Below are 20,737 nucleotides of genomic sequence, written 5' to 3' on the forward strand. Positions count from 1 at the left end.
CGTGCATGCTGAGGGCGCGGCGCCTCCGCGACCCGTCGGCGAGGGCCGAGTCGAAAGCATTGCGTCACGTACTATCTCTGTCGTAGTATGTTTGATGTACCAGCATCCGGCGGTACCCGGCACCGAACGAAGGGGAATGCGATCGTGATCAGCGCCGACGCCATTCGCGGCTACATCGACCTCATGGTGCTCTCGCTCTTGCGCACCGGACCCTCGTACGCCTATGAGTTGGCCCAGCGCATCACCGAGATCGGCGACGGCGATTACGACATCAAGCAGACCACCCTCTATTCGGCGGTGAAACGGCTCGAAGCGAGCGAGCACGTCAGCTCGTACGCCGGCGTCTCGCCCTCGGGCAAGCCGCGCACCTATTACCGCATCACGGATGCGGGCCATGCGCACCTCGCGCAGAAGGTCGCCGAATGGCGCACCACTCAGACCGTCGTCGAACGGTTCATCCACGACCAGAACGCACCAGGAGCGACATCATGAACGTCATCAACGCGTATCTCGACACCATGTTCAGCGCATACCCGCAGACGCCCCGCCTGCTCGAAGCCAAGACCGAGCTGCAGGGCATGATGGAGGACGCCTACACGGGCCTCATCGCCGAGGGTCGCTCCGAGAACGAGGCCGTCGGGCAGGTGATCCGCGACTTCGGCAACATCGACGAGGTCGCCCCGGTGCTCGGCATCTCGGCCGACATCGCCCCCGCGGACGCCGCCGATGGGCCGAACGGTCCGGCCGACCGAGCACCCGCAGGCCCCGCACCCATCACGCTCGAAGAAGCGAAAGGCTACGCCGGGGTGCAGGAGCGCATCCGCTTCCGCGTCAGCACCGCCATCATGCTCTTCGTGCTCTCGCCGGCGCTGATCATCCTGCTGCCGACCGCCGCCGAAGCGGGCGCGATCGGCATCACCGCCGGCGTCGCGAGCTTCATCGGCATCGCGGCGCTGCTCGTGCTCGTCGCGACCGGCGTCATCCTCATGATCACCGCCTCGCGCGAGATCGCGCCGTACCAGCGCGTCGCCGACGGGGCCTTCGCCACGAACCCCGAGGTCGCGCGCTGGGCCGACGCGCTCGAGCAGCAGCACGAGCACGGCCGCATTCGAGCCCTGCAGCTCGCCATCGCATTCTGGATTCTCGCGCCGCTGCCCCTCATCGGCTTCTCGCTGCTCATGAGCGGGGGCGAGCGCGGCGACATCTGGTCGACCATCGGGGTCGTGCTGGTGCTCGTGTTCGTCGCGGCCGGCCTCGGCATCCTACTGCCGCGGGCCTGGGCGCACTCGGCGGCCGCGCGCCTGCGTCTCGAGACGAGGGGCACGGGCGGCTCCGACGACGAGCGCAGCATCATCGGCGTGATCGCCGCCTTCTACTGGCCGCTGCTCACTGCGATCTTCCTCGCCTGGAGCTTCATCGGCGATGCGTGGGGCACCTCGTGGATCGTGTGGCCCATCGGCGGCGTGCTCTTCGGCGCGATCGCCGCGGGCGGCGGGGCGATCGAGAGCTACCGACGCGCGAACCGCTAGCGACCGCCGGCGGTCGGTGATCCCTGGCGGTGGCTGCAGGGATCGCCGACCGTACTCGGTACCGCGGTACCTATCGCCCGCGGCGCGCGGGGCGTACCGTGAGAGCGTAGGGATGTCTCGGCATGCCGCCGCGACCACGAGCGAAGGAGTGCCATGAACGGGATGGTGATCATCGGCGGCGGGCTCGCGGCCGAGACCGCTGCGAAGGAGCTTCGTACTCGGGGCTACGACGGGGCGATCACGGTGCTCGCCTCGGAAGCGCACAGCCTCTACCAGCGGCCCCCGCTCTCGAAAGGCTATCTCTCGGGCGCCGAGGGAATCGAAGCGGTCGTACTGCACGACCACGACTGGTACACCGAGCACAGCATCACTGTGCTCGCGAACACCGAGGCGACGAGCCTCGACACCGCGGCCCGTGAAGTCGGCTTCACCGACGGCGGCACGCTCGGCTACGACAAGCTGCTGCTCGCGACGGGGGCTTCGGCGCGACGTCTGCCCCTCGCAGGCGCCGACCTCGCCGGAGTGCACGCGCTGCGCACCCTCGAGGACGCCGATCAGCTGCGGGCGCCGCTCGCCGAGGGCGGCAAGCGGCTCGTGGTCATCGGCTCGGGCTGGATCGGCATGGAGGTCGCGGCGACGGCCCGCCAGCTCGGCAACACGGTCACCGTGCTCGAACGCGGCGCCGTACCGCTCGCATCGGCCCTCGGCGCGGAGATCGGGAGCGAGTTCCGGCGCCTCCACGAGGAGCACGGCGTCGTCTTCCGCTCGGAGGTCGAGGTGCGGGAGATCGTCGGTGCCGAGGGCGCGGTGACGGGCGTGCGCATCTCAGGATCGGGCGCTGAAGCCGACCTCGTCGACGCCGACCTCGTGCTCATCGCCGTCGGTGCCGAGCCCGACACGGGCCTCGCCGAACGGGCCGGCATCGAGGTCGATCACGGCATCCTGACCGACGCGTCGCTGCGCACGAGCGCGCCCGACGTGTTCGCCGCGGGCGACGTCGCGAACCCCGTGCACCCGGTGCTCGGCGAACGGCTGCGCAGCGAGCACTGGCAGAACGCCATCTCGAGCGGCGAGGTCGCGGCGCGCTCCATGCTCGGCATCGCCGCGCAGCACGACTCCATCCCCTACTTCTACACCGACCAGTTCGACCTCGGCATGGAGCTCTCGGGCTACCCGCCGCTCATGGCGGGAGCCGACATCGTGATCCGCGGCGACCTCCAGGCCCGCGAGTTCATCGCCTTCTGGATGCGGGGCGGCCGGGTCGTCGGCGGCATGAACGTCAATGTCTGGGACGTCAACGAGACGGTGCAGCAGCTCATCCGAGAGGCGTCGCCGGTCGATGCCGCCGCTCTCGCCGACACCGCGACCGGGCTCGCGAGCCTCGTCGGGTAGCCTGAACGCGATGACTACGAAACGGCCCGCCGATCAGGCTGCAGCCGAGCGCGCGGTGCGCGAACTGCTCTCGGCCCTCGGCTACGACGCCGACAGCGAGCGCTTCGCCCTCACTCCGGCCCGTGTGGTCACCGCGCTGCGCGAGTTCACCGAACCCGCACCGCTCGCCGTGAGCACCTTCCCGAACACCGACGGCTACGACGACCTCGTCGTGATGCGCGACATCGCCTTCGTCTCGGTGTGCGAGCACCATCTGCTGCCCTTCCGCGGGGTCGCCCACGTCGGCTACCTGCCCGGCGAGAAGATCGCCGGCCTCTCGGCGCTCGCCCATGCGGTCGAGCACTACGCGCGCGCCGCGACGCTGCAGGAGGACCTGACCGCCCGCATCGCCGACCGCCTGCAGGCCGACCTCGGCGCCCGGGCCGTCGGCGTCGTCACCGTCGCCGAGCACCAGTGCGTCACGATCCGCGGCGTGAGGGCCGCCGGCACGAGCACCCTGATGCAGGCGTTCCGCGGCGCTGAGCGCGACGACGCCGCGCTCAGGAGGGCGCTGTCGTGATCGTCGACCCCGAGCTGCCGTATCCGGTATTCCGTCTCGGCGCGGTCGACATCGATTTCAGCCGCCACGTCGCGACGATGGCGATCGTCAACCGCACCCCCGACTCCTTCTACGACGAGGGCGCCACCTTCGCGTTCGACGCGGCGCTCGCCGCAGGGGCCCGGGCCTTCGAGCTCGGCGCCGACATCGTCGACGTCGGCGGGGTGAAGTTCGCCCCGGGGCCCGCGCTCCCGATCGACGACGAGCTCGGCCGCGTCGTGCCGTTCGTGCGCGAGCTCGCGGCCCTCGGGCCCGTGAGCGTCGACACCTTCCACCCGCGCGTGGCCCGCGAATCGATCGCAGCGGGCGCCGCGATCATCAACGATACGACGGGTCTGCACGACCCCGAGATGGCGAGCATCGTCGCCGACAGTGAAGCGGTGCTCGTGATCGCGCACAGCTCGGCGGCCCCGCGCACGAGGCTCGTCGGCCCGCAGTACGGAGATGTCGTGCGCGACGTGCGCGAGTTCCTCGAAGCCCGGGTCGCGCTCGCCCTCGACCGCGGCGTGCCGCCCGAACGCATCATCGTCGACCCGGGGCACGATCTCAATAAGAACACGCTGCACACTCTCGCGATCACGCGCGAGCTCGAGCAGTTCGCGCGTCTCGGCTACCCGCTGCTCGTCGCGCTCTCGAACAAGGATTTCATCGGCGAGACCCTGAACCGCCCACGGCCCGAGCGCCTCGTCGGGTCGATCGCCTCCGCCGTGTTCTGCGCGACCCAGGGCGCGCGCATCGTGCGCGTGCACAACGTCGCCGAGACCGTCGACGCGATGCGCATGATCGAGACGACGATGGGCTGGCGCGATCCGGTCTTCCTCCGGCACAACATGCCGCCGCAGGGCCCGCGCCTCGAGACCGGCGAGGCCGTCGAGATCATGACCGAGGCCGCGCGCGATACGGTCTGAGCGTCGTTCGAGAAGGGAGCTGAGCATGCCGAGCACGGACGAACTGTTCGAGCACTACCAGTACGCCGACGCGACGGGCGGCGGTTCGGGTCGCGCGCACGTGCGCATGAATTTCATCACCGGCGCCGATGGCGCAGTCGCCTATGGCGGGCGCAGCGGTGCGCTCGGCGGCGACACCGACCGTACTCTCATGCGGGTGATGCGGGCGATGAGCGACGCCGTGCTCGTCAGCGCGGGTACGGTGCGGGCCGAGGGATACGGCGGGCTGACGATCCCTGCCGAGATGCTCGAACGGAGGCGCGTCGAGGCGCTCGCGGAGGGTGCGCACCCGCGCATGGTGATCGCGACGAACGCGTTCGATCTCGACCCGGCGATGCCGGTGTTCGCGCAGGCAGAACAGCGCCCGCTGATCCTCACCTCGCACGTCGCCGCCGCGCGCCGTGGCGGCGACTTCGCGGCGGTCGCCGACGTGCTCGCAGCGGGCGACGAGCGGCTCGACATCGCGGAGGCCCTGCGCCGCCTGCCCGAGCGCGGCCTGCGGCGGGTGCTCTGCGAGGGCGGCCCGCAGTTCTTCGGGGCGTTGCTCGAGGCCGATCTCGTCGACGAGGTCTGCCTCACGATCGCCCCGATCTTCACCGCCGGTCGCGCCGGCCGCATCGCGGTATCGGCCGAGGAGGTGTACCGCCGCTTCGAGTTGCTCGGGCACCTCGCCGATGCCGAGGGGTTTCTGCTCGCGCGGTACGTGCGCCGCTGAAGCCGTCAGCCGCCCCGCCGCTCCCGGGTGCGCCGCTCAGCCTGCTCGACTAGAGTGGCTGATACGCGGCGATTTCAGCCAGTTTCTACCGATTTCATCAGTGGAAATGTGATTTTTCAGCGGAAAACGTAGGGCGGCCCGATCTCCGGGCTGCTCGTCAACAAAGGAGTTACGACTATGTCGAAGTACCGGGTGCAGAACCCCGCGACCGGCGAGATCCTGGAGACCTTCGCCGACATGAGCGATGCCCAGATCGAGCAGGCGCTCGCGAGCGCCGACGCGGTGTACCGCGAGTGGCGCGAGAAGAGCGTGCAGGAGCGCGCGGTCGTGGTGAAGCGCGTCGCCGAGATCTTCGCCGAACGTCGCGACGAGCTCGCCGAGATCATCGCCACCGAGATGGGCAAGTCGATCGCCGAGAGCCTCGACGAGGTCGACTTCGCGACCGACATCATCGAGTACTACGCGGTGCACGGCCCGAGCCTCATCACCGACGTCGAGATCCCGTCGACCATCCCGGGCAAGGCGACGATCGAGCAGCTGCCGCTCGGCGTGCTGCTCGGTGTCATGCCGTGGAACTTCCCGTACTACCAGGTCGCACGTTTCGCAGCACCCAATCTGCTGCTCGGCAACACGATCCTGCTCAAGCACGCCGACATCTGCGCGAAGTCGAACCTCGTCATGCAGGAGATCTTCGAGCAGGCGGGCGTTCCCGCCGGCGGCTACCAGGCGATCTTCGCCTCGCACGACCAGATCGCGACCGTCATCGCCGATCCGCGCGTGCAGGGCGTCTCGCTCACCGGCTCCGAGCGCGCCGGCGCCATCATCGGCGCCCAGGCCGGCACGCACCTGAAGAAGTGCGTGCTCGAGCTCGGCGGCATCGACCCGATGGTCGTGCTCGACGCCGACGACGTCGCCGCGGTGGCGAAGGACGCCTGGGGCTTCCGCGTCTACAACGGCGGCCAGGTCTGCAACTCGAACAAGCGCATGATCGTCATGGACGACATCTACGACGAGTTCGTCGCCGAGCTGAAGAAGCTCGCTACCGGGCTCGTCCCGGGCGACCAGCTGAACCTGCAGGAGGGCGAGTTCGCCCCGCTGTCGACCCGCGGCGCCGCCGAGACCGTGCATGCGCAGGTGCAGAAGGCCGTCGCCGAGGGCGCGACCCTCGAGATCGGCGGCGTGCTCTCGGACGGCCCCGGCGCCTACTACTCGCCCGCCGTGCTCACCGGCGTGCCGCGCGACTCGGAGTCGTACCGCGAGGAGATCTTCGGCCCGGTCGCGACCGTCTACAAGGTGTCGAGCGACGAGGAAGCGCTCGAACTCGCCAACGACTGCGCGCTCGGCCTCGGGGGCTCGGTGTTCTCGGACGACGAGGCCCGCGCAGCCCGGGTCGCTTCGAAGCTCGAGGTCGGCATGAGCCACGTGAACATCATCGCCGCGGAGGCCGCCGAGATCCCGTTCGGCGGTGTGAAGCGCTCGGGCTTCGGTCGCGAGATGGGCCCCGTCGGCATCGGCGAGTTCGCCAACAAGCGCCTGTACTTCGTCGCGAAGTAGCTCTTCACGGCTGCGAGGCGAACCCCGCTCCTGCGATGCGCAGGGGCGGGGTTCGTCGTTTCCGGGCCCGTTCCGGCGTAGATTCTGCCGGATCCCTGCAGCGGGAGGCGCCCGAATGCATCGGAATGGTAGCGATTCCGGCAATCGGCGCGGAGCGACCCCGCGAGCACAGTACACTCGGTACGGAAATCGCGACAGGGCGACTCTCTCGTACGAGGCCGGGCGTCCCTGTCCTGACAGGAGAGATCGATGAAGATTCGCTACGCGCTTCCCGCGCTGCTCGCAGTCGGCGCCCTCGCGCTGACCGGTTGCACCAATGACGACACCGCCGCTACGAAGGGCTCGGATTCCGCGAGCACCTCGAAGAGCATCGTCACGTTCGACGACATCAAGAAGGCCGGCGTGCTGGTCATCGCCACCGATGCCGAGTACCCGCCGAACGAGTACAAGGACGAGAAGGGCGAGCCGACCGGCTGGGGCGTCGACCTCGCGAACGCCGTCGCAGAGAAGCTCGGCGTCGAGCCCGAGTGGGAGATCATGGGCTTCGACTCGATCATGCCCCGCATCGAGGAGGGCGTCGTGAACATGGGTTCGTCGTCGTTCACCGACAATGCGAAGCGCCAGGAGACCGTCGACTTCGTCAACTTCCTGAACGCAGGCAGCCAGTGGGCGGCCCCGACGGGCACCGACGTCGACCCCGAGAACGCGTGCGGTCTCACGATCGCCGTGCAGCAGGGCACCGTGCAGCACACCGATGAGCTGCCCGCCCGCGACCAGAAGTGCAAGGACGACGGCCAGCCCGGCATCGAAATCCTGCCCTTCGAGGGCCAGCCCGAGGTCACGAACGCCGTGATCAACGGCCAGGCGCAGGCCTTCTCGGCCGACTCGCCGGTCACCGGCGATGCGGTCGCCAAGACCGATGGCGCGCTGCACCTCGTCGGTGACCTCTTCGACGCCGCCCCGTACGGCTTCGCCGTGCAGAAGGATTCGGGCATGGCCGAAGAAGTGCAGAAGGCCCTGCAGGCGCTCATGGACGACGGCACCTACCTCGACATCCTGACCCAGGCCGGCATCGAGTCGGGCGCGCTGCCCGAGGCAACCATCAACGCGGGCAAGTAGGCAGAGGGCTTCGATCATGTCGAACCCGAGCGTAGAGGGCGCGGAGCAGACCGCTCCGCGCCCTCGCGCGAATTCCGAGCCCGAGGCCATCGAGGCCATCCGTCTGCGCCACCCGTGGCGCACCGTGTTCGCGACGGTGCTCGTCATCGCCGCGGCACTCTTCATCTACGACGCCGCGGTCAACCGCCCGGTGTATTCGTGGGATATCGTCGCGCAGTATCTCTTCGACGTCCGAGTCATCTCGGCCATCGGCTACACGCTGCAGCTCACCATCTACTCGATGGTCATCGCGATCGTGCTCGGCGTGACGCTCGCCATCATGCGCCTCTCGCCGAACCCGGTGGTGCGATCGATCGCGTGGGTCTACCTGTGGGTCTTCCGCGGCACTCCGGTGTACGTGCAGCTGGTGTTCTGGGGCCTCGTGCCCGTCATCTACAAGACCATCGATATCGGCATCCCCTTCACCGAGGCGATGTTCTCGCTGACGACGAAGGACTTCCTGAGCTACTTCGTGCTCGCGATCATCGGCCTCGCGCTGAACGAGGCCGCCTACATGGCCGAGATCGTGCGCGCCGGTCTGCTCTCGGTCGATAAGGGCCAGGACGAGGCGGCGATCGCGCTCGGCCTGGGCTGGTGGCACACCATGACGCGCGTGATCCTGCCGCAGGCGATGCGCGTCATCATCCCGCCCACCGGCAACGAGGTCATCTCGATGCTGAAGACCACATCGCTCGTGACGGCCGTGCCGTTCACGCTCGAGCTGTACACCCGCACCCGCGACATCGCGGCGGTCACCTACAAGCCGGTGCCGATGCTCATCGTCGCATCCGTCTGGTATCTCGTGATCACGTCGATCCTCATGGTCGGCCAGTACTATCTCGAGCGCCACTTCGCGCGCGGCGTGAGCCAGCGGGTCGACAACGTGCCGTCGGTGACGGTCGAGACCGGCGTCATCAGCGTCGCTGCGGCTCAGGCCGAGGTCGCACCGGGTGCTCCAGGTGACGGTCCAGCGGCCGCAGATCGCGGAGAAAGGGGCTAGGCCATGAACGTACACGCAACCGACGTGCCCATGGTCCGGGCCGAGAGCGTCTCGAAGTCGTACGGCTCGAACCTCGTGCTGAAGTCGATCTCGCTCGAGGTGCAGCGCGGCGAAGTGCTCTGCCTCGTCGGCCCCTCGGGGTCGGGCAAGTCGACCTTCCTACGCTGCATCAACCACCTCGAGACCGTCAATGCCGGCCGCCTCTTCGTCGACGGCGACATCGTCGGCTACCGGCAGCAGGGCGACAAGCTCTACGAGATGCACCCGCGCGAGGCGGCGAAGCAGCGCCGCGACATCGGCATGGTGTTCCAGCGCTTCAACCTGTTTCCGCACATGACGGCGCTCGAGAACGTGATGCTCGCCCCCGACCTGCTCAGGAAGGCCGGAAAGGCGCAGCTCAAGGCGCGCGCGATGGAGCTGCTCGCCCGCGTCGGTCTCGCCGACCGGCACGACTACTATCCGGCGCACCTGTCGGGCGGTCAGCAACAGCGCGTCGCGATCGCCCGTGCGCTCGCGATGGAGCCGAAGCTCATGCTGTTCGACGAGCCCACCTCGGCGCTCGACCCCGAGCTCGTCGGCGAGGTGCTCGACGTGATGAAGGGCCTCGCCGAGAGCGGAATGACCATGATCGTCGTGACCCACGAGATGGGCTTCGCCCGCGAGGTCGCCGACAAGCTCGTATTCATGGACGGCGGCGTGGTCGTCGAAGAGGGCGACCCGACCGAGGTGCTCACGAACCCGCAGCGGGAGCGCACGAAGGCCTTCCTCTCGAAGGTGCTGTAGCAGACACGGAAGGGCGGCGAGGAATTCACCTCGCCGCCCTTCCGCTGTGCCGGGGCGCCCGGAATCGTGGCCCTACGCGTTCACCCCGAGGTCCTTCTTGATCTTCGTGGTCGACACGCCCTCGGTACGGTCGAGGTAGACGACCTCGCAGTAGTCGCGCAGCACCTCGAAGCGGGGGTCGCCCTCCCAGTCGCCGCCCATGACGACGGCATCGATCTCGTACTTCTGCACGTCGCGGATCTTCTGGTCCCACGCCTCCTCCGGGATCACGAGGTCGACGTAGCGGACCGCCTCGAGCATATTCTTGCGCGTCGCGAAGTCGTGGTACGTCTTCTTGCCCTTGCCGGCGTTGAACTCCTCGGTCGAAGCGGCGACCACGAGATAGTCTCCGAGGTCCCTGGCCCGCTTGAGCAGACGGATGTGCCCCCAGTGCAGGAGGTCGAAGGTGCCGTAGGTGAGGATCCGCTTCATGCCCCCAATAGTACGGGCCCGGGCAATGCTTTCCTCCTGAACGCGCGCGGCGTAGTCTGGAGGCCAGAGGCCCGCCTCCGCGGGCGACCGATGAGAGCGAGGGACTGCGATGTCGACCAGCGAGCAGCGCGATCACGACCACGAGTCCGACCCGGCCCACGTGCCCGGCGACGGCTGGGTGGACGAGGGCGGGGCATCCCATCTCGGCCCGGCGACCCATACCGGATCGGGTCATCCGCACCCCGCCGAGCATCAGGAGGATGACGAGACGGCGGAGTCCGAGAACTGACCGTTCTCGCAGCGCCCGCGTGACCCGCCCGGACCGCCCCCATTGATAGTCTGATGCCGAGCAATGAAGACGGGCGGGCGATCATGGGTGTTCATCGAGACGGGCAGCAGCCCTTCGACGCGTCCGCGTTCCTCGACGCGAACTCCGAGGCGCGGTCGCGGTACGGCAGATTCAACCTCGCCGTCATCGGCGGCACCGGGGTCGGCAAGTCGTCGCTCGTCAATGCGGTCTTCGGTCGGGACCTCGCGAAGGTCGGCACCGGCCTGCCCGTCACCCGCGGCGTGCAGTACTATCACGATGACTCGCTCGGCATCTGGGACATCGAGGGCTTCGAGATCGGCTCGGCCGTGGCGCCCGCCGAGCAGTTGCGGCACCACCTCGAGCTGATCGCCGCGCGCCCGGCGAACGAGCAGGTCGCGGTCGTCTGGTATTGCCTGAAGGCGAACGACGACCGCCTGACGCCCGCCGACATCGGCATGATCCGCGAGCTCGCGGCGCAGGGGCTCCCCGTCATCCTCGTGCTCACCAAGGTCGACTGGATCAGGCACCCGATCACCGGCAAGTATTCGGTCGCGCAGGGGCTCGAACGGTTCGTCGACTGGCTCGAGCATCCCGTCGATGAGCACGGCCGCCCGATCGAGCTCCCCGTCGAACGGGTCATGCTCACCTCGACGACCGACCCTCGCGGGAAGGGCAACGGGCACGGGCTCGGTGAGCTTGTCACGGAGACCCTCAACCTGTCCCCCGAAAGTGCCAAGGACGCGTTTCGCATCGCGCAACGGCTCAACCTCCCCTGGAAGCGGGAGATGGCGCGCCCCGTCATCAGCGGAGCCGCCGGTCTGGCCGCCGCGGCCGCGGCCACGCCGATCCCGGTCGCGGACGCGGTGGCCCTGGCGCCGATCCAGATCGGAATGATGGGCCGCATCGCCGCCATCTACGACCTGGAGCTGAAGACCATGATGTCGGCGGGGGCGCTCGCCCAGATCGGCGTGCAGATCTCGGGCCAGGCGCTGGCACGCAGCTTCATCAAGCTCGTTCCCGGCGCCGGCAGCGCGGTGAACGCCGGGGTCGCGTTCTCGCTGACCGCGGCGACCGGGGAAGGGTGGATGCGGCTGTGCGAGCAGGTGCACACGGGCAAGCTCGACCCGGGGCGCATCTCGGAGTCGTGGAGGGACTACGCACCGGGCCTGCTCGATGTCGTACGGAAGATGACCGAGCATCGCATCGGCAGACGCTCGGGTCGCCCGTGATCGCGGAGCTAGGCTGAAGCCATGACCGAGTTCAGCCAGATCGTGCGCAAATGGGTGAAGCCCGAAGACCTCAATCAGCACGGGGCGCTGTTCGGCGGGCGCCTGCTGCAGTGGGTCGACGAGGAGGCGGCGATCATCGCCGTCGCGCAGCTCGGTACGATCGATGTCGTGACCCGGCACATGTCGGCCGTGAGCTTCTCGTCGCGCGCCGACCGCGGCGACCTGCTCGAGCTCGAGTTCCGCATCGTCTCGTTCGGCACGAGCTCGCTCACGGTCAGCTGCCGCGTCGACAACGCCGTGACCGGGCAGGAGGTGCTGACCCTCGAGCGCATCGTCTTCGTCGCGGTCGACGGCAGCGGCCACTCGGTCGCGCACGGCCGCACCGAGGCGACGGCCGGCACCGAGCGGCTGCGCGAGGGGCGGCGCGGCCCCGCGGCCGCGCACGGTCGGTAGGGCTTCGGTTCGGCCGTCGAAGCAGAGGAGCACACGATGCCGCGCATGCTCATCGCAGGTGACAAGTTCAAGGGATCGGCTTCGGCGCGCACCGTCGCCGAAGCTCTCTCCAGGGGTATCGCCGCGGCCGCGCCCGAAGCCGAGGTCGTCGCCCTTCCCATCGCCGACGGAGGCGACGGCACCATCGACGCCGCACTCGCCGCGGGTTTCGTCGAGCACCGCAGCGCCGTGACCGGCGCGTACGGGGAGCGGCGGGATGCCCGGTTCGCCGTCGAGCCGGCCTCGGGCGCCGCGGTCATCGAGGTCGCCGAGGCCTGCGGCCTGCGCGACGTCTCCGCCGCACGTCTCGCCTCGGGGGCGCTCGATGCCGCCGCGGCGACCTCGTGGGGTGTCGGCGAGCTCGTGCTCGCCGCGCTCGACGCCGGTGCGCGTAGCGTCGTGCTCGGCCTCGGCGGCAGTGCGACGAGCGACGGCGGTCTCGGCATGATGCGCGCGCTGGGCATGCGCGTCGTGGCAGCGGACGGCGCCCCGATCGATCGGCTCGATGCGGCCGCACTGCGCGGGGCGACCTTCGACGCCTCCGGCCTCGACCCGCGGCTCGCCGGTCTCGCGGTGCAGATCGCCTGCGACGTCACGAACCCGCTCACGGGGCCCGACGGCGCCGCTGCGGTGTACGGGCCGCAGAAGGGGCTCGCGCCCGAGCAGGTGCCCGAGGTCGACGCGGCGCTGCACCTCTTCGGGGCGATGGTGGAGCGTGCGCTCGGCGCGGAGCCCGGCGCCTGGGCCGAGGTGCCCGGCGCGGGCGCCGCGGGCGGGCTCGGCTTCGGGGCGCTCGCCGTGCTCGGCGGCGAGATGCGCTCGGGCATCGATCTGGTGCTCGACCTCGTCGGGTTCGACGACGCGCTCGTCGGCGCCGATCTGGTCATCACGAGCGAGGGGCGCCTCGATGCCCAGACGCTCAGCGGCAAAGCCCCGGCCGGCGTGCTGCGTCGCTCGAGAGAGGTACCGGTGGTCGTGGTGTGCGGGTCGAGCGATCTCACGGCCGCCGAGGTCCGTGGCGCGGGCTTCGCGGAGGTCTACGAGCTCGTGGCGCTCGAACCCGATGCCGCCGCATGCATCGCCGCTCCCGAACCGTTGCTCGAAGTGATCGGGCGCCGCATCGGGACGGCGCTGCGCTCCGGGTAGGCGCCGACGAATCGCATCCGAGGGCGCGAGATGCGGCCCGAACTACGGCAGAATGAAGCTATTCGCGATAGATCAGCGATGCGCCGGCGGTACGCCTGCGACCACGTGAGCAAAGGGGACCCCACCATGTCGAAGCCCTCGACTTCAGAAACCGCCGCGACAGCGCAGCGCAGCGCGGGCGACAGCCTGCGCATCGCGCTCGGCGTCGGCGGCCTGATCGCCTTCGTGCTCGGCCTGCTCGTGCTCTTCGCGCCGGCCCCGTCGGCGAAGGCCGCCGCGGGCACCGCAGCCGCGCTGCTCGCCCTCTACGCGCTCATCACGGGCGTCGTCTACGTGGGCACCTCGATCTTCTCGAAGACGCTCGGCGGTTGGGCGCGCACGGGCCACGTCCTGCTCGGGGTGCTCTACATCGTCGGCGGCGTGATCATGATGTCGAACCTGCTCGCGACCGGCACGCTCGTCTTCCTCTTCATCACCATCACCATCGGCGTGCTGTGGCTGTTCGAGGGCATCATGGCCTTCTCGCTCGTCAGCAAGAGCGAGAACAAGGTCTGGGGCATCATCTACGGCGTCATCAGCGTGCTCGCCGGTCTCACCATGATGTTCTCGCCGCTGCTGAGCGCTGCGGTGCTGTGGATCATGCTCGGCGCGTCGATGGTCGTGCTCGGCGCGGCGCAGAGCGTACGCGCCTTCATGATGAAGTCGAACGGCTGAGGCCCGTGGGCTACCGCATCGCCTCGAGCGAGGCTGCGGTGATCTCATCGTCACCGGCCGCGAGCGCGATGTACTTGCGCAGCACGACGAGCGACGACGACGCCTTGTCGAACTCCGCGGCGACGAAGCGGTCGGTACCGATGAGGGCGAGCGCCTCGAGCGCCGGCATGACGGCCCCGCGCAGCTGGTCGCGGCGGTCGGCGGGCACGATCTGCCGCAGCTCGTCCATCGACGTGAACAGGGGCAGCACCAGCTGCCCCTTCGTCGAACGGATGGTGCGGATGCGCGTGCCCTTCTTCTTCGAGGCCGCGCCGGTCACATCGACGACGAGGTAGCCCTCGCGCAGCGCGAGCAGAAAGGCCGCGAGATGCTCGTAATCGGGAATCGCCTGCAACTCGCGCAGCGCGGTGCGCACCGCCTCGTTGGCGTAGTCGGCATGGACTTCCTCGGGAATGCTCGGGGTATCGGCCATGCGCTCCAGCCTACTGGGCGACCGCGGCCGAGCGGCGGCGCCCGTGAGGCGGCGCTCCGCCCGAGAATGCGAACACCCCACGAACCCCGGAGGAAGCAGTGACCGGAACCGGCATCGCGTCAGTGATCGCGATCGTCTTCATCATCATCGAGTACCTCGTGAAGATCATCGCGATCGGGGTGGTGCCCGAGAACCGCAAGCCCTCGTCCTCGATGGGCTGGCTCCTGCTGATCCTCTTCCTGCCGATCGTCGGCGTGCCGCTGTTCCTCATCCTCGGCAGCCCGTACGTGGACCGCCGGCGCGCCGCCATCCAGGCCGAGGCGAACAAGATCCTCGCCGAGGGCACGAGCGCGGTGCCGCCGGTGCCCGAATCGGTCTCGCTGCCGGCAGACCTGACAGGGATCGTGGAGCTGTCGAGATCCCTCACCGCGCTGCCCATGGTCACCGGTCGCAACCACGGCGTCGAGCGCGACTACGAGGCCGGCATCGCGCGTATGACGCGGCTCGCGGAGCAGGCGGTCGAGTCGATCCATGTCGAGATCTACATCATGGCCCGCGACGCCGTGACCGAACCGTTCTTCCGGGCGCTCGAAGAGGCCGTGCGGCGCGGCGTGCGGGTGCGGGTGCTGCTCGACCACCTCGGCTCGCGCAAGTACGACGGCTTCAAGCAGTTTCTGCAGAGCATGACGGATGCGGGCATCGAGTGGCGTCTGATGCTGCCCTTCCTGCCGCTCCAGGGCCGCATGCGCCGCATCGACCTGCGCAATCACCGCAAGCTCATGGTGGTCGACGGCAGAACGGCGATCATGGGGTCGCAGAATCTGATCGCCGCCTCGTACGGGTCGGCGAAGAACGAGCGCGTCGGGCGCTTCTGGAACGACATCAGCGTCGAGCTGAGCGGCGAGATCGTCGCCTCGCTCGAGGCGGTGTTCGCGGTCGACTGGTTCACCGAGAGCGGCGAGCTCATCGACGTGCACGCCTACCGCCCCGAGGCGGGCGGGAGGCCCGGGGCGGCCCCGCGCTTCGTCGCCTCCGGGCCGGCTCCTGCGGTCGGCGGAGACGTCAACGCCGTGCAGCTCATCCCGTCGGGCCCGGGCTTCCGCACCGAACCCAACCTGAAGGCCTTCACCTCGCTCATCTACACGGCGAAGCGGCGGCTCGCGATCGTGAGCCCGTACTTCGTGCCCGACGAGTCGATCCTCGCCGCGATCACCACCGCGGCGTACCGCGGCGTGCAGGTCGAGCTCTACGTCAGCGCGGTCGCCGATCAGTTCATGGTGGATCGCGCGCAGTCGTCGTACTACCAGTCGCTGCTCGACGCCGGCGTGACGATCCACCTGTACCCGCAGCCCGAGGTGCTGCACACGAAGTGCTTCCTCATCGACGACACCTGCGCCGTCATGGGGTCGTCGAACATGGATATGCGCTCGTTCGGCCTCAACTACGAGATCAGCCTGCTCGCCTACGGCGGCGATATCGTCGCGCAGATCGGCGACGTGATCGCGGGGTACGCGGCCCGCAGCACCGTGCTCGACGCGCAGGCGTGGCCGAAGCGCTCGCCCCTCAGGCGGTACACCGAGTCGGTGATGCGCCTGACCTCGGCGCTGCAGTAGCGGGCGGGCGCGGGGGCGGAGCGCCTCGCGGACCCGGTGCCGGCGTTCGACGTCGGAGCACCTCGCGGGGCTACTCGTCGCCGATGCCGCGGGCCGCGAGCGCCTCGCCCGTGAGCTGCGCGTGCGAGACGGTGCGCAGCACGAACGGCACGAGCCGGGCGCGCGGGCTGCGTTCGAGCCCTCGGGCGCGCGCGGCGGCCCGCGTTTCGTGCGCGATGCCGAGGATGCTCGGGATCGCGCGGATCACGAGCGAGAAGGCGAGCGCCACCCGTTCGGGGTCGACGCCGAAACGGCGCAGCGGCCCGAGGGCCCAGGTGATCGTGTCGAGCGTGTCCTCGACCGCCGTGGTCGCGGTGAGCGCGCTCGCCGCGAGGATGAGCGCGATGAGCGTGCCGACGACCTCGACGCCGCGCTCCCACCCGTGCTGCCAGGCCTGGAACGCGAAGAGCAGCGCCCCCACGATGAGAAAGCGGCTGAGCATCCGCCAGAGGTCGCGGCCGCGCAGGCCCGCGACGAGGCCGAGCGCGACGGCGATGATGAGCGCGACGACCGTGCTCGGCACCGAGCGCAGCGCCACGGCGGCGGTGGCGAAGACGAAGAGGCCGATGAGCTTCGCCCCCGGCCGTAGGCGGTGCAGCGGCGAGTCGCCCGGCAGGTAGGAGCCGAGCGGGCTGACGCCGCTCATGAGTGCGCCGCCAGCTCGCGGTAGTGCGCGATCGCCGTGTCGGGTGCGCCGTCGAAGGCGATGCGGCCGCCGTCGATGACGAGTGTGCGCTCGGCGCGGGCCGCGAGCTCGAGGTCGTGCGTCACGACGACGGTCTGCTGGGGCAGCCCCATGAGCAGGTCGCCGATCTTGCGGGCGTTGCGCAGATCGAGCAGCGTGGTCGGTTCGTCGGCGACGACGATCGCCGGTTCGCCCGTCAGCACCGAGGCGAGGGCGAGCAGCTGCTTCTGACCGCCCGACAGGGTGTGCACGCTGCGGTCGGCGAGGGCGTCGAGCCCGAACCGTTCGAGCGCCGCGAGCGCGGCCGCGTGCCGTTCGCGCTTGTCGCGATGCGATCGGCGCAGCGACAGCGAGACGTCTTCGACGACGGTGGGCATGATGAGCTGGGCGGCCGGGTCGGTGAAGACGAAGCCGACGAGCCTGCGCACGGCCGTGCCGTCGCGCATCGTGTCGAGCGGAGGGCCGCCCGACGCCGACACCGTCACCGCGCCGCTGCTCGGTGCGACGAGCCCGTTGATGAGCCGAGCGAGCGTCGACTTGCCCGAGCCGTTGCCGCCGATGATCGAGATGCGCTGCTCGGAGAGCTCGAGCGTCGTCGGGTGCAGGATCGTGGCGTCGCCCGTGGGGGCGGTCACGGTCGCGCTGCGGAATTCGATCACGGGGCGGGTCACCTTCGGGCGGCAGTTCGGGGCGCTACTTCGAGCGGGTAGGCAGGAGCGCGGGGAACGCGCGGTGCACGGCGGTCGCGACGAGGGCCATGAGGATGTTCTTGACGATGTCACCGGGGTAGAAGGTGAGGTCGAAGAGGAAGGCCTCGCGGAGCGCGAGCCCGCCGAACACCGACATGCCGAGGGGCCCGAGGGTGTGGATGAAGACGAGGCTCGAGGCGAAGCCGGCGGCGAAGGTGAGCGGGATGCTCGTGGCGAGCTTCTTGCGGGGCAGGCGCTCGACGATGAAGCCGCAGAGGGCGGCGGCGAGGGGGAACGCGAAGAGGTAGCCGGCCGACGGGCCGACGAAGGGGGCGATGCCGGCCGAGCCGCCCGAGAACACGGGGAGGCCGATGGCGCCGGCCGCGAGGTAGAGCAGCACGGCGAGGAAGCCGCGCTTCGCGCCGAGCACCGCGCCGGCGAGCATGACGGCGAAGGTCTGCAGGGTGATGGGCACGAGGCCGCCGACGCTGATCGCGGGCAGCAGCGCGCAGACGGCGATGAGGGCGGCGAACGTCGCGATGAGGGCGAGGTCGGTCGCGGTGCCGCGCTTCTTGCGGGCGGGGGCGGCGTTCGCGGTGGTCGGCTGCTGGTCGGCGGTCGCGGTCACGAGGTCTCCTGGGGCGGTGTCTGAATCGGGGCAGGGATCGGCGGGATCGCGCTACCTGAACAGTGTTCTGGTGAACGGTGTTCAGGTTAGCGCTAGGCTGGGGGAATGCGCAACACCCTCGCCGATGTCGTGACCGCGGCGCTCGGCGTGCTCGACGCGCAGGGGCTCGAGGGATGCTCGATGCGTCGGGTGGCCGCCGCCCTCGACGTGCAGCCGAGCGCGCTCTACCATCACGTGCCGAACAAGCAGAGCCTGCTCGCGCTGATGGCCGACGAGATCGTCGGCCGCGTCGGCCGCCTGCACGACGCGCGCGCACTCTGCATCGCGCTGCGTGATGCGATGCTCCGCGTGCGAGACGGCGCCGACGTCGTCGCCACCGCCGAGGCCTTCCGCCTCGGATCCTCCGAGATCGAGCGCAGTCTCGCCGAGATGGTCGGCGCCGACGGTGCGCGCACGCTGCTGCTCTTCACCTTCGGGCATGCGCAGTCGACGCAGACGCACCGGCAGGCCGCGCAGTTCGGCGCCCTGCTCGACGCCCCGCCCGCGGGCGGTCAGGCGCCGCCCGTGTTCGACCTCGACGCATCGTTCGGTCGCGGGCTCGACATCATCCTGCGCGGGCTCGTGCCCGACGCCGATACCCGCTGACGCCGCATGGAGGAGACGCTGTGACCACTGCCCCGAACCCGCGAGCGCGCGAGACGCCGACCGATCCCGAGGTGCTCCTCGTCGGAGAGGCGCTCGTCGACATCGTGCACCGCGCCGACGGCACGCACGACGAGAGCCCCGGCGGCAGCCCGGCGAACGTCGCGCTCGCGCTCGGCCGACTCGGGCGCTCGCCGCGACTGCTCACCTCGCTCGGCGACGACGAGCGGGGGCGCACGGTGCGCGAGTGGCTCGCGGCCTCGGGGGTCGCAGTGCTCGGCAGCGCCGGCGCCCGCACCGCGACCGCTACGGCCCTGCTCGACGAGACGGGCGCCGCGACCTACGAGTTCGATCTCGTGTGGAACTTCGATGCCGCCGACGCCGGCCGGCCCGACGTGCTGCATGCCGGGTCGATCGGCGCGTTCCTGGCGCCCGGCGCCGACGAGCTGTCGCGGCTGGTAGACGCGATGCGGGGCCGCGCCCTCATCGGCTACGACCCGAACATCAGGCCGGCACTCATCGGCGGCGCGGACGCCGAGGCCGGGGCGGTGCGCGAGCGGGTGCGCTCGCTCATCGCCCGCTCCGACGTCGTGAAGGCGAGCGACGAAGACATCGCGTGGTTGCATCCGGGGGAGGATCCGGTCGCAGTCGCGCATCGTTGGGCGGCCGCGGGGCCGGCGCTCGTCGTCGTCACGCGCGGTGCCGAGGGCGTCGTCGCCGTACGCGGCGGTGCCGGTGCGGGCGCGCCTGCCGGGCGCACCGAGCTGACGGTCGCGGGCGTGCCCGTCGACGTCGTCGACACGGTCGGCGCGGGCGATACCTTCATGGGCGCGCTGCTCGACGGGCTGCTCTCGGCGGGCGCCTACGGGGCTGAGGCCCGCGCGGCGCTCGGTGCGCTGCGCGACGCCGAACTCGGGGTGCTGCTCGAACGCAGCGCGCAGGCGGCGGCGATCACGGTGAGCCGGGCGGGCGCGAACCCGCCGACGCTCGCCGAGCTCGACGCCGCTCGGCGATCCCTGTAGAGGCGCCCGAGGCGCCGGAGGCCCGCGCGAGCTCAGTCGGAGATGAGACGTCATGCGGACGAATCGGCCGCAGAACGTCCGAACGAGCTGCAGAATCCGAATGAACCCACGCGCCCACGGCACGGGGCATGAGCGCGCCAGGGATCGCCGGCAGGCGGCCAGCCGCCCTAGAATAGCGTGTTCTTGTCCTCCATGCCGCGCATCGCGTCGTAGTCGAGCACGAGGCAGCGGATGCCCCGGTCCTCGGCGAGCGTACGGGCCTGCGGCTTGATCTCCTGCGCCGCGAACACGCCCTGCACCGGCGCGAGCACCGGGTCGCGGTTCATGAGCTCGAGGTAGCGGGTGAGCTGCTCGACGCCGTCGATCTCGCCGCGCCGCTTGATCTCGATCGCGACCGAGGCGCCCGCCGCGTCGCGGGCGAGGATGTCGACCGGACCGATCGCGGTCATGTACTCGCGCCGCACCAGAGTGTGGCCGTCGCCCACGAGGCCGATCTGCTCGGCGAGCAGCTCTTGCAGGTGCGCTTCGACGCCGTCCTTGATGAGGCCCGGGTCGATGCCGAGGTCGTGCGACGTGTCGTGGATGATCTCGAAGAGCGACACCACGAGCTTGTCGGCGGTCTTCTTGTGCGTGACCTCCCACGCCTCGACGATGCCGGCGGCCTGCTGCTCGTCGTCGAGCTCGAGCGGGGCGAGCGTGCAGGGCGGGCTCATCCAGTTGAGCGGCTTGTACGACCCGCCATCGGAGTGCACCAGGATGGAGCCGTCGTTCTTGAGCATGAGCACGCGCTTCGCCCGCGGCAGGTGGGCCGACAGGCGCCCGGCATAGTCAACGGAGCAGTCTGCAACAACGATTCGCACCGCGGTAGTCTACCCCGGCCGCCGCACGCGCGCCTGAGCGGGCGAGCGG

The 20,737-nt window shown here is 69.9% G+C and carries 24 protein-coding genes; 18 read left to right on the forward strand and 6 right to left on the reverse strand.

Annotation, left to right across the window (positions count from 1 at the left end):
- Nucleotides 1-87: 87 nt before the first annotated feature.
- The 10 genes from NHL51_RS07620 (at nt 88) to NHL51_RS07665 (ending at nt 9,676) form a co-directional block, all read left to right on the forward strand.
- Nucleotides 88-492 (forward strand): PadR family transcriptional regulator, encoded by a 405-nt coding sequence (locus tag NHL51_RS07620; RefSeq protein WP_434142868.1) that lies wholly within the window; start codon nt 88-90, stop codon nt 490-492.
- Nucleotides 489-1,529 (forward strand): permease prefix domain 1-containing protein, encoded by a 1,041-nt coding sequence (locus NHL51_RS07625; RefSeq protein ID WP_434142869.1) that lies wholly within the window; start codon nt 489-491, stop codon nt 1,527-1,529. Before NHL51_RS07620 ends, NHL51_RS07625 begins: the two co-directional genes overlap by 4 nt.
- Nucleotides 1,530-1,682: 153 nt before the next feature.
- A complete protein-coding gene (locus NHL51_RS07630; protein ID WP_434142871.1) occupies nt 1,683-2,921 on the forward strand; it encodes an NAD(P)/FAD-dependent oxidoreductase in 1,239 nt (412 codons plus the stop codon).
- Nucleotides 2,922-2,931: 10 nt separating this feature from the next.
- Nucleotides 2,932-3,480 (forward strand): GTP cyclohydrolase I, encoded by a 549-nt coding sequence (gene folE, locus NHL51_RS07635; protein ID WP_434142872.1) that lies wholly within the window; start codon nt 2,932-2,934, stop codon nt 3,478-3,480.
- Complete coding sequence (gene folP, locus NHL51_RS07640; RefSeq protein WP_434142874.1) at nt 3,477-4,427, forward strand: dihydropteroate synthase; 951 nt, start codon at nt 3,477-3,479, stop codon at nt 4,425-4,427. Before folE ends, folP begins: the two co-directional genes overlap by 4 nt.
- Nucleotides 4,428-4,452: 25 nt before the next feature.
- Nucleotides 4,453-5,181 (forward strand): pyrimidine reductase family protein, encoded by a 729-nt coding sequence (locus NHL51_RS07645; protein ID WP_434142876.1) that lies wholly within the window; start codon nt 4,453-4,455, stop codon nt 5,179-5,181.
- Nucleotides 5,182-5,358: 177 nt separating this feature from the next.
- Nucleotides 5,359-6,735, forward strand: coding sequence for an NAD-dependent succinate-semialdehyde dehydrogenase (locus NHL51_RS07650; protein WP_434142878.1), 1,377 nt, complete (start codon nt 5,359-5,361; stop codon nt 6,733-6,735).
- 249 nt (nt 6,736-6,984) lie between these two features.
- A complete protein-coding gene (locus tag NHL51_RS07655) occupies nt 6,985-7,854 on the forward strand; it encodes an ABC transporter substrate-binding protein (protein ID WP_434142879.1) in 870 nt (289 codons plus the stop codon).
- A 16-nt stretch (nt 7,855-7,870) separates the two neighbouring features.
- The gene (locus tag NHL51_RS07660; protein ID WP_434142881.1) at nt 7,871-8,893 is read left to right on the forward strand and encodes an amino acid ABC transporter permease; all 1,023 of its coding nucleotides are present in this window, start codon (nt 7,871-7,873) and stop codon (nt 8,891-8,893) included.
- Nucleotides 8,894-8,896: 3 nt separating this feature from the next.
- Complete coding sequence (locus NHL51_RS07665; protein ID WP_434142882.1) at nt 8,897-9,676, forward strand: amino acid ABC transporter ATP-binding protein; 780 nt, start codon at nt 8,897-8,899, stop codon at nt 9,674-9,676.
- Between the two features lie 72 nt (nt 9,677-9,748).
- Here the strand turns inward: NHL51_RS07665 and tagD are convergent, their stop codons facing one another.
- Entirely contained in the window at nt 9,749-10,147 is a 399-nt protein-coding gene (gene tagD, locus NHL51_RS07670) for a glycerol-3-phosphate cytidylyltransferase (RefSeq protein ID WP_434142883.1), read from the reverse strand.
- 109 nt (nt 10,148-10,256) lie between these two features.
- Between tagD and NHL51_RS07675 the strand changes: the two genes are divergently transcribed.
- The 5 genes from NHL51_RS07675 to NHL51_RS07695 all read left to right on the forward strand — a co-directional run bounded on the left by NHL51_RS07675 (nt 10,257) and on the right by NHL51_RS07695 (nt 14,038).
- Entirely contained in the window at nt 10,257-10,436 is a 180-nt protein-coding gene (locus tag NHL51_RS07675) for a hypothetical protein (RefSeq protein WP_434142885.1), read from the forward strand.
- Nucleotides 10,437-10,489: 53 nt separating this feature from the next.
- Complete coding sequence (locus tag NHL51_RS07680) at nt 10,490-11,686, forward strand: GTPase family protein (protein ID WP_434142886.1); 1,197 nt, start codon at nt 10,490-10,492, stop codon at nt 11,684-11,686.
- A gap of 21 nt (nt 11,687-11,707) precedes the next feature.
- Nucleotides 11,708-12,139 (forward strand): acyl-CoA thioesterase, encoded by a 432-nt coding sequence (locus NHL51_RS07685; protein ID WP_434142887.1) that lies wholly within the window; start codon nt 11,708-11,710, stop codon nt 12,137-12,139.
- Nucleotides 12,140-12,175: 36 nt separating this feature from the next.
- Nucleotides 12,176-13,324 carry a glycerate kinase gene (locus NHL51_RS07690; RefSeq protein WP_434142888.1) on the forward strand — a complete coding sequence of 383 codons (1,149 nt, stop codon included), beginning with the start codon at nt 12,176-12,178 and terminating at the stop codon, nt 13,322-13,324.
- Between the two features lie 126 nt (nt 13,325-13,450).
- A complete protein-coding gene (locus NHL51_RS07695; RefSeq protein ID WP_434142889.1) occupies nt 13,451-14,038 on the forward strand; it encodes an HdeD family acid-resistance protein in 588 nt (195 codons plus the stop codon).
- Nucleotides 14,039-14,048: 10 nt separating this feature from the next.
- On the opposite strand, the gene NHL51_RS07700 is transcribed toward NHL51_RS07695, so the two are convergent.
- On the reverse strand, nt 14,049-14,510 hold the full coding sequence (locus tag NHL51_RS07700) for an SseB family protein (RefSeq protein WP_434142891.1): 462 nt from the start codon (nt 14,508-14,510) through the stop codon (nt 14,049-14,051).
- 98 nt (nt 14,511-14,608) lie between these two features.
- Here NHL51_RS07700 and NHL51_RS07705 point away from each other — a divergent pair, with 98 nt between their 5' ends.
- Nucleotides 14,609-16,123, forward strand: coding sequence for a phospholipase D-like domain-containing protein (locus tag NHL51_RS07705; RefSeq protein WP_434142892.1), 1,515 nt, complete (start codon nt 14,609-14,611; stop codon nt 16,121-16,123).
- 70 nt (nt 16,124-16,193) lie between these two features.
- Here NHL51_RS07705 and NHL51_RS07710 read toward each other — a convergent pair whose 3' ends face one another.
- Genes NHL51_RS07710 through NHL51_RS07720 form a run of 3 tightly spaced genes read right to left on the reverse strand, consistent with a single transcriptional unit; the run spans nt 16,194 to nt 18,164 of the window.
- Nucleotides 16,194-16,808, reverse strand: a complete 615-nt coding sequence (locus NHL51_RS07710; protein ID WP_434142893.1) for an energy-coupling factor transporter transmembrane component T family protein — start codon at nt 16,806-16,808, stop codon at nt 16,194-16,196.
- Entirely contained in the window at nt 16,805-17,506 is a 702-nt protein-coding gene (locus tag NHL51_RS07715; RefSeq protein WP_434142894.1) for an energy-coupling factor ABC transporter ATP-binding protein, read from the reverse strand. The genes NHL51_RS07710 and NHL51_RS07715 overlap by 4 nt, the downstream gene beginning before the upstream one ends.
- A 34-nt stretch (nt 17,507-17,540) precedes the next feature.
- Complete coding sequence (locus NHL51_RS07720; RefSeq protein WP_434142895.1) at nt 17,541-18,164, reverse strand: biotin transporter BioY; 624 nt, start codon at nt 18,162-18,164, stop codon at nt 17,541-17,543.
- 105 nt (nt 18,165-18,269) lie between these two features.
- Between NHL51_RS07720 and NHL51_RS07725 the strand changes: the two genes are divergently transcribed.
- On the forward strand, nt 18,270-18,809 hold the full coding sequence (locus NHL51_RS07725) for a TetR family transcriptional regulator (protein WP_434142896.1): 540 nt from the start codon (nt 18,270-18,272) through the stop codon (nt 18,807-18,809).
- Between the two features lie 20 nt (nt 18,810-18,829).
- Entirely contained in the window at nt 18,830-19,828 is a 999-nt protein-coding gene (locus NHL51_RS07730) for a PfkB family carbohydrate kinase (RefSeq protein WP_434142897.1), read from the forward strand.
- 167 nt (nt 19,829-19,995) lie between these two features.
- On the opposite strand, the gene nucS is transcribed toward NHL51_RS07730, so the two are convergent.
- Nucleotides 19,996-20,688, reverse strand: a complete 693-nt coding sequence (gene nucS / locus NHL51_RS07735; RefSeq protein WP_434142898.1) for an endonuclease NucS — start codon at nt 20,686-20,688, stop codon at nt 19,996-19,998.
- Between the last annotated feature and the right edge of the window lie 49 nt (nt 20,689-20,737).

It is taken from the genome of Leucobacter sp. gxy201 (assembly GCF_051043335.1).
In the GTDB taxonomy this organism is placed as follows: Bacteria; Actinomycetota; Actinomycetes; order Actinomycetales; family Microbacteriaceae; genus Leucobacter.

Excerpts from the sequence above, each read along its gene's own strand:
- NHL51_RS07645 (WP_434142876.1), top strand. The coding sequence starts at position 4,453 with ATGCCGAGCACGGACGAACTGTTCGAGCACTACCAGTACGCCGACGCG.
- NHL51_RS07675 (WP_434142885.1), top strand. The coding sequence starts at position 10,257 with ATGTCGACCAGCGAGCAGCGCGATCACGACCACGAGTCCGACCCGGCC.
- NHL51_RS07685 (WP_434142887.1), top strand. The coding sequence starts at position 11,708 with ATGACCGAGTTCAGCCAGATCGTGCGCAAATGGGTGAAGCCCGAAGAC.
- tagD (WP_434142883.1), bottom strand. The coding sequence starts at position 10,147 with ATGAAGCGGATCCTCACCTACGGCACCTTCGACCTCCTGCACTGGGGG.
- NHL51_RS07695 (WP_434142889.1), top strand. The coding sequence starts at position 13,451 with ATGTCGAAGCCCTCGACTTCAGAAACCGCCGCGACAGCGCAGCGCAGC.
- NHL51_RS07655 (WP_434142879.1), top strand. The coding sequence starts at position 6,985 with ATGAAGATTCGCTACGCGCTTCCCGCGCTGCTCGCAGTCGGCGCCCTC.
- NHL51_RS07700 (WP_434142891.1), bottom strand. The coding sequence starts at position 14,510 with ATGGCCGATACCCCGAGCATTCCCGAGGAAGTCCATGCCGACTACGCC.
- NHL51_RS07680 (WP_434142886.1), top strand. The coding sequence starts at position 10,490 with ATGCCGAGCAATGAAGACGGGCGGGCGATCATGGGTGTTCATCGAGAC.
- NHL51_RS07725 (WP_434142896.1), top strand. The coding sequence starts at position 18,270 with ATGCGCAACACCCTCGCCGATGTCGTGACCGCGGCGCTCGGCGTGCTC.
- NHL51_RS07710 (WP_434142893.1), bottom strand. The coding sequence starts at position 16,808 with ATGAGCGGCGTCAGCCCGCTCGGCTCCTACCTGCCGGGCGACTCGCCG.
- NHL51_RS07625 (WP_434142869.1), top strand. The coding sequence starts at position 489 with ATGAACGTCATCAACGCGTATCTCGACACCATGTTCAGCGCATACCCG.
- NHL51_RS07620 (WP_434142868.1), top strand. The coding sequence starts at position 88 with ATGTTTGATGTACCAGCATCCGGCGGTACCCGGCACCGAACGAAGGGG.
- NHL51_RS07660 (WP_434142881.1), top strand. The coding sequence starts at position 7,871 with ATGTCGAACCCGAGCGTAGAGGGCGCGGAGCAGACCGCTCCGCGCCCT.
- NHL51_RS07630 (WP_434142871.1), top strand. The coding sequence starts at position 1,683 with ATGAACGGGATGGTGATCATCGGCGGCGGGCTCGCGGCCGAGACCGCT.
- NHL51_RS07690 (WP_434142888.1), top strand. The coding sequence starts at position 12,176 with ATGCCGCGCATGCTCATCGCAGGTGACAAGTTCAAGGGATCGGCTTCG.
- folE (WP_434142872.1), top strand. The coding sequence starts at position 2,932 with ATGACTACGAAACGGCCCGCCGATCAGGCTGCAGCCGAGCGCGCGGTG.
- NHL51_RS07650 (WP_434142878.1), top strand. The coding sequence starts at position 5,359 with ATGTCGAAGTACCGGGTGCAGAACCCCGCGACCGGCGAGATCCTGGAG.
- NHL51_RS07665 (WP_434142882.1), top strand. The coding sequence starts at position 8,897 with ATGAACGTACACGCAACCGACGTGCCCATGGTCCGGGCCGAGAGCGTC.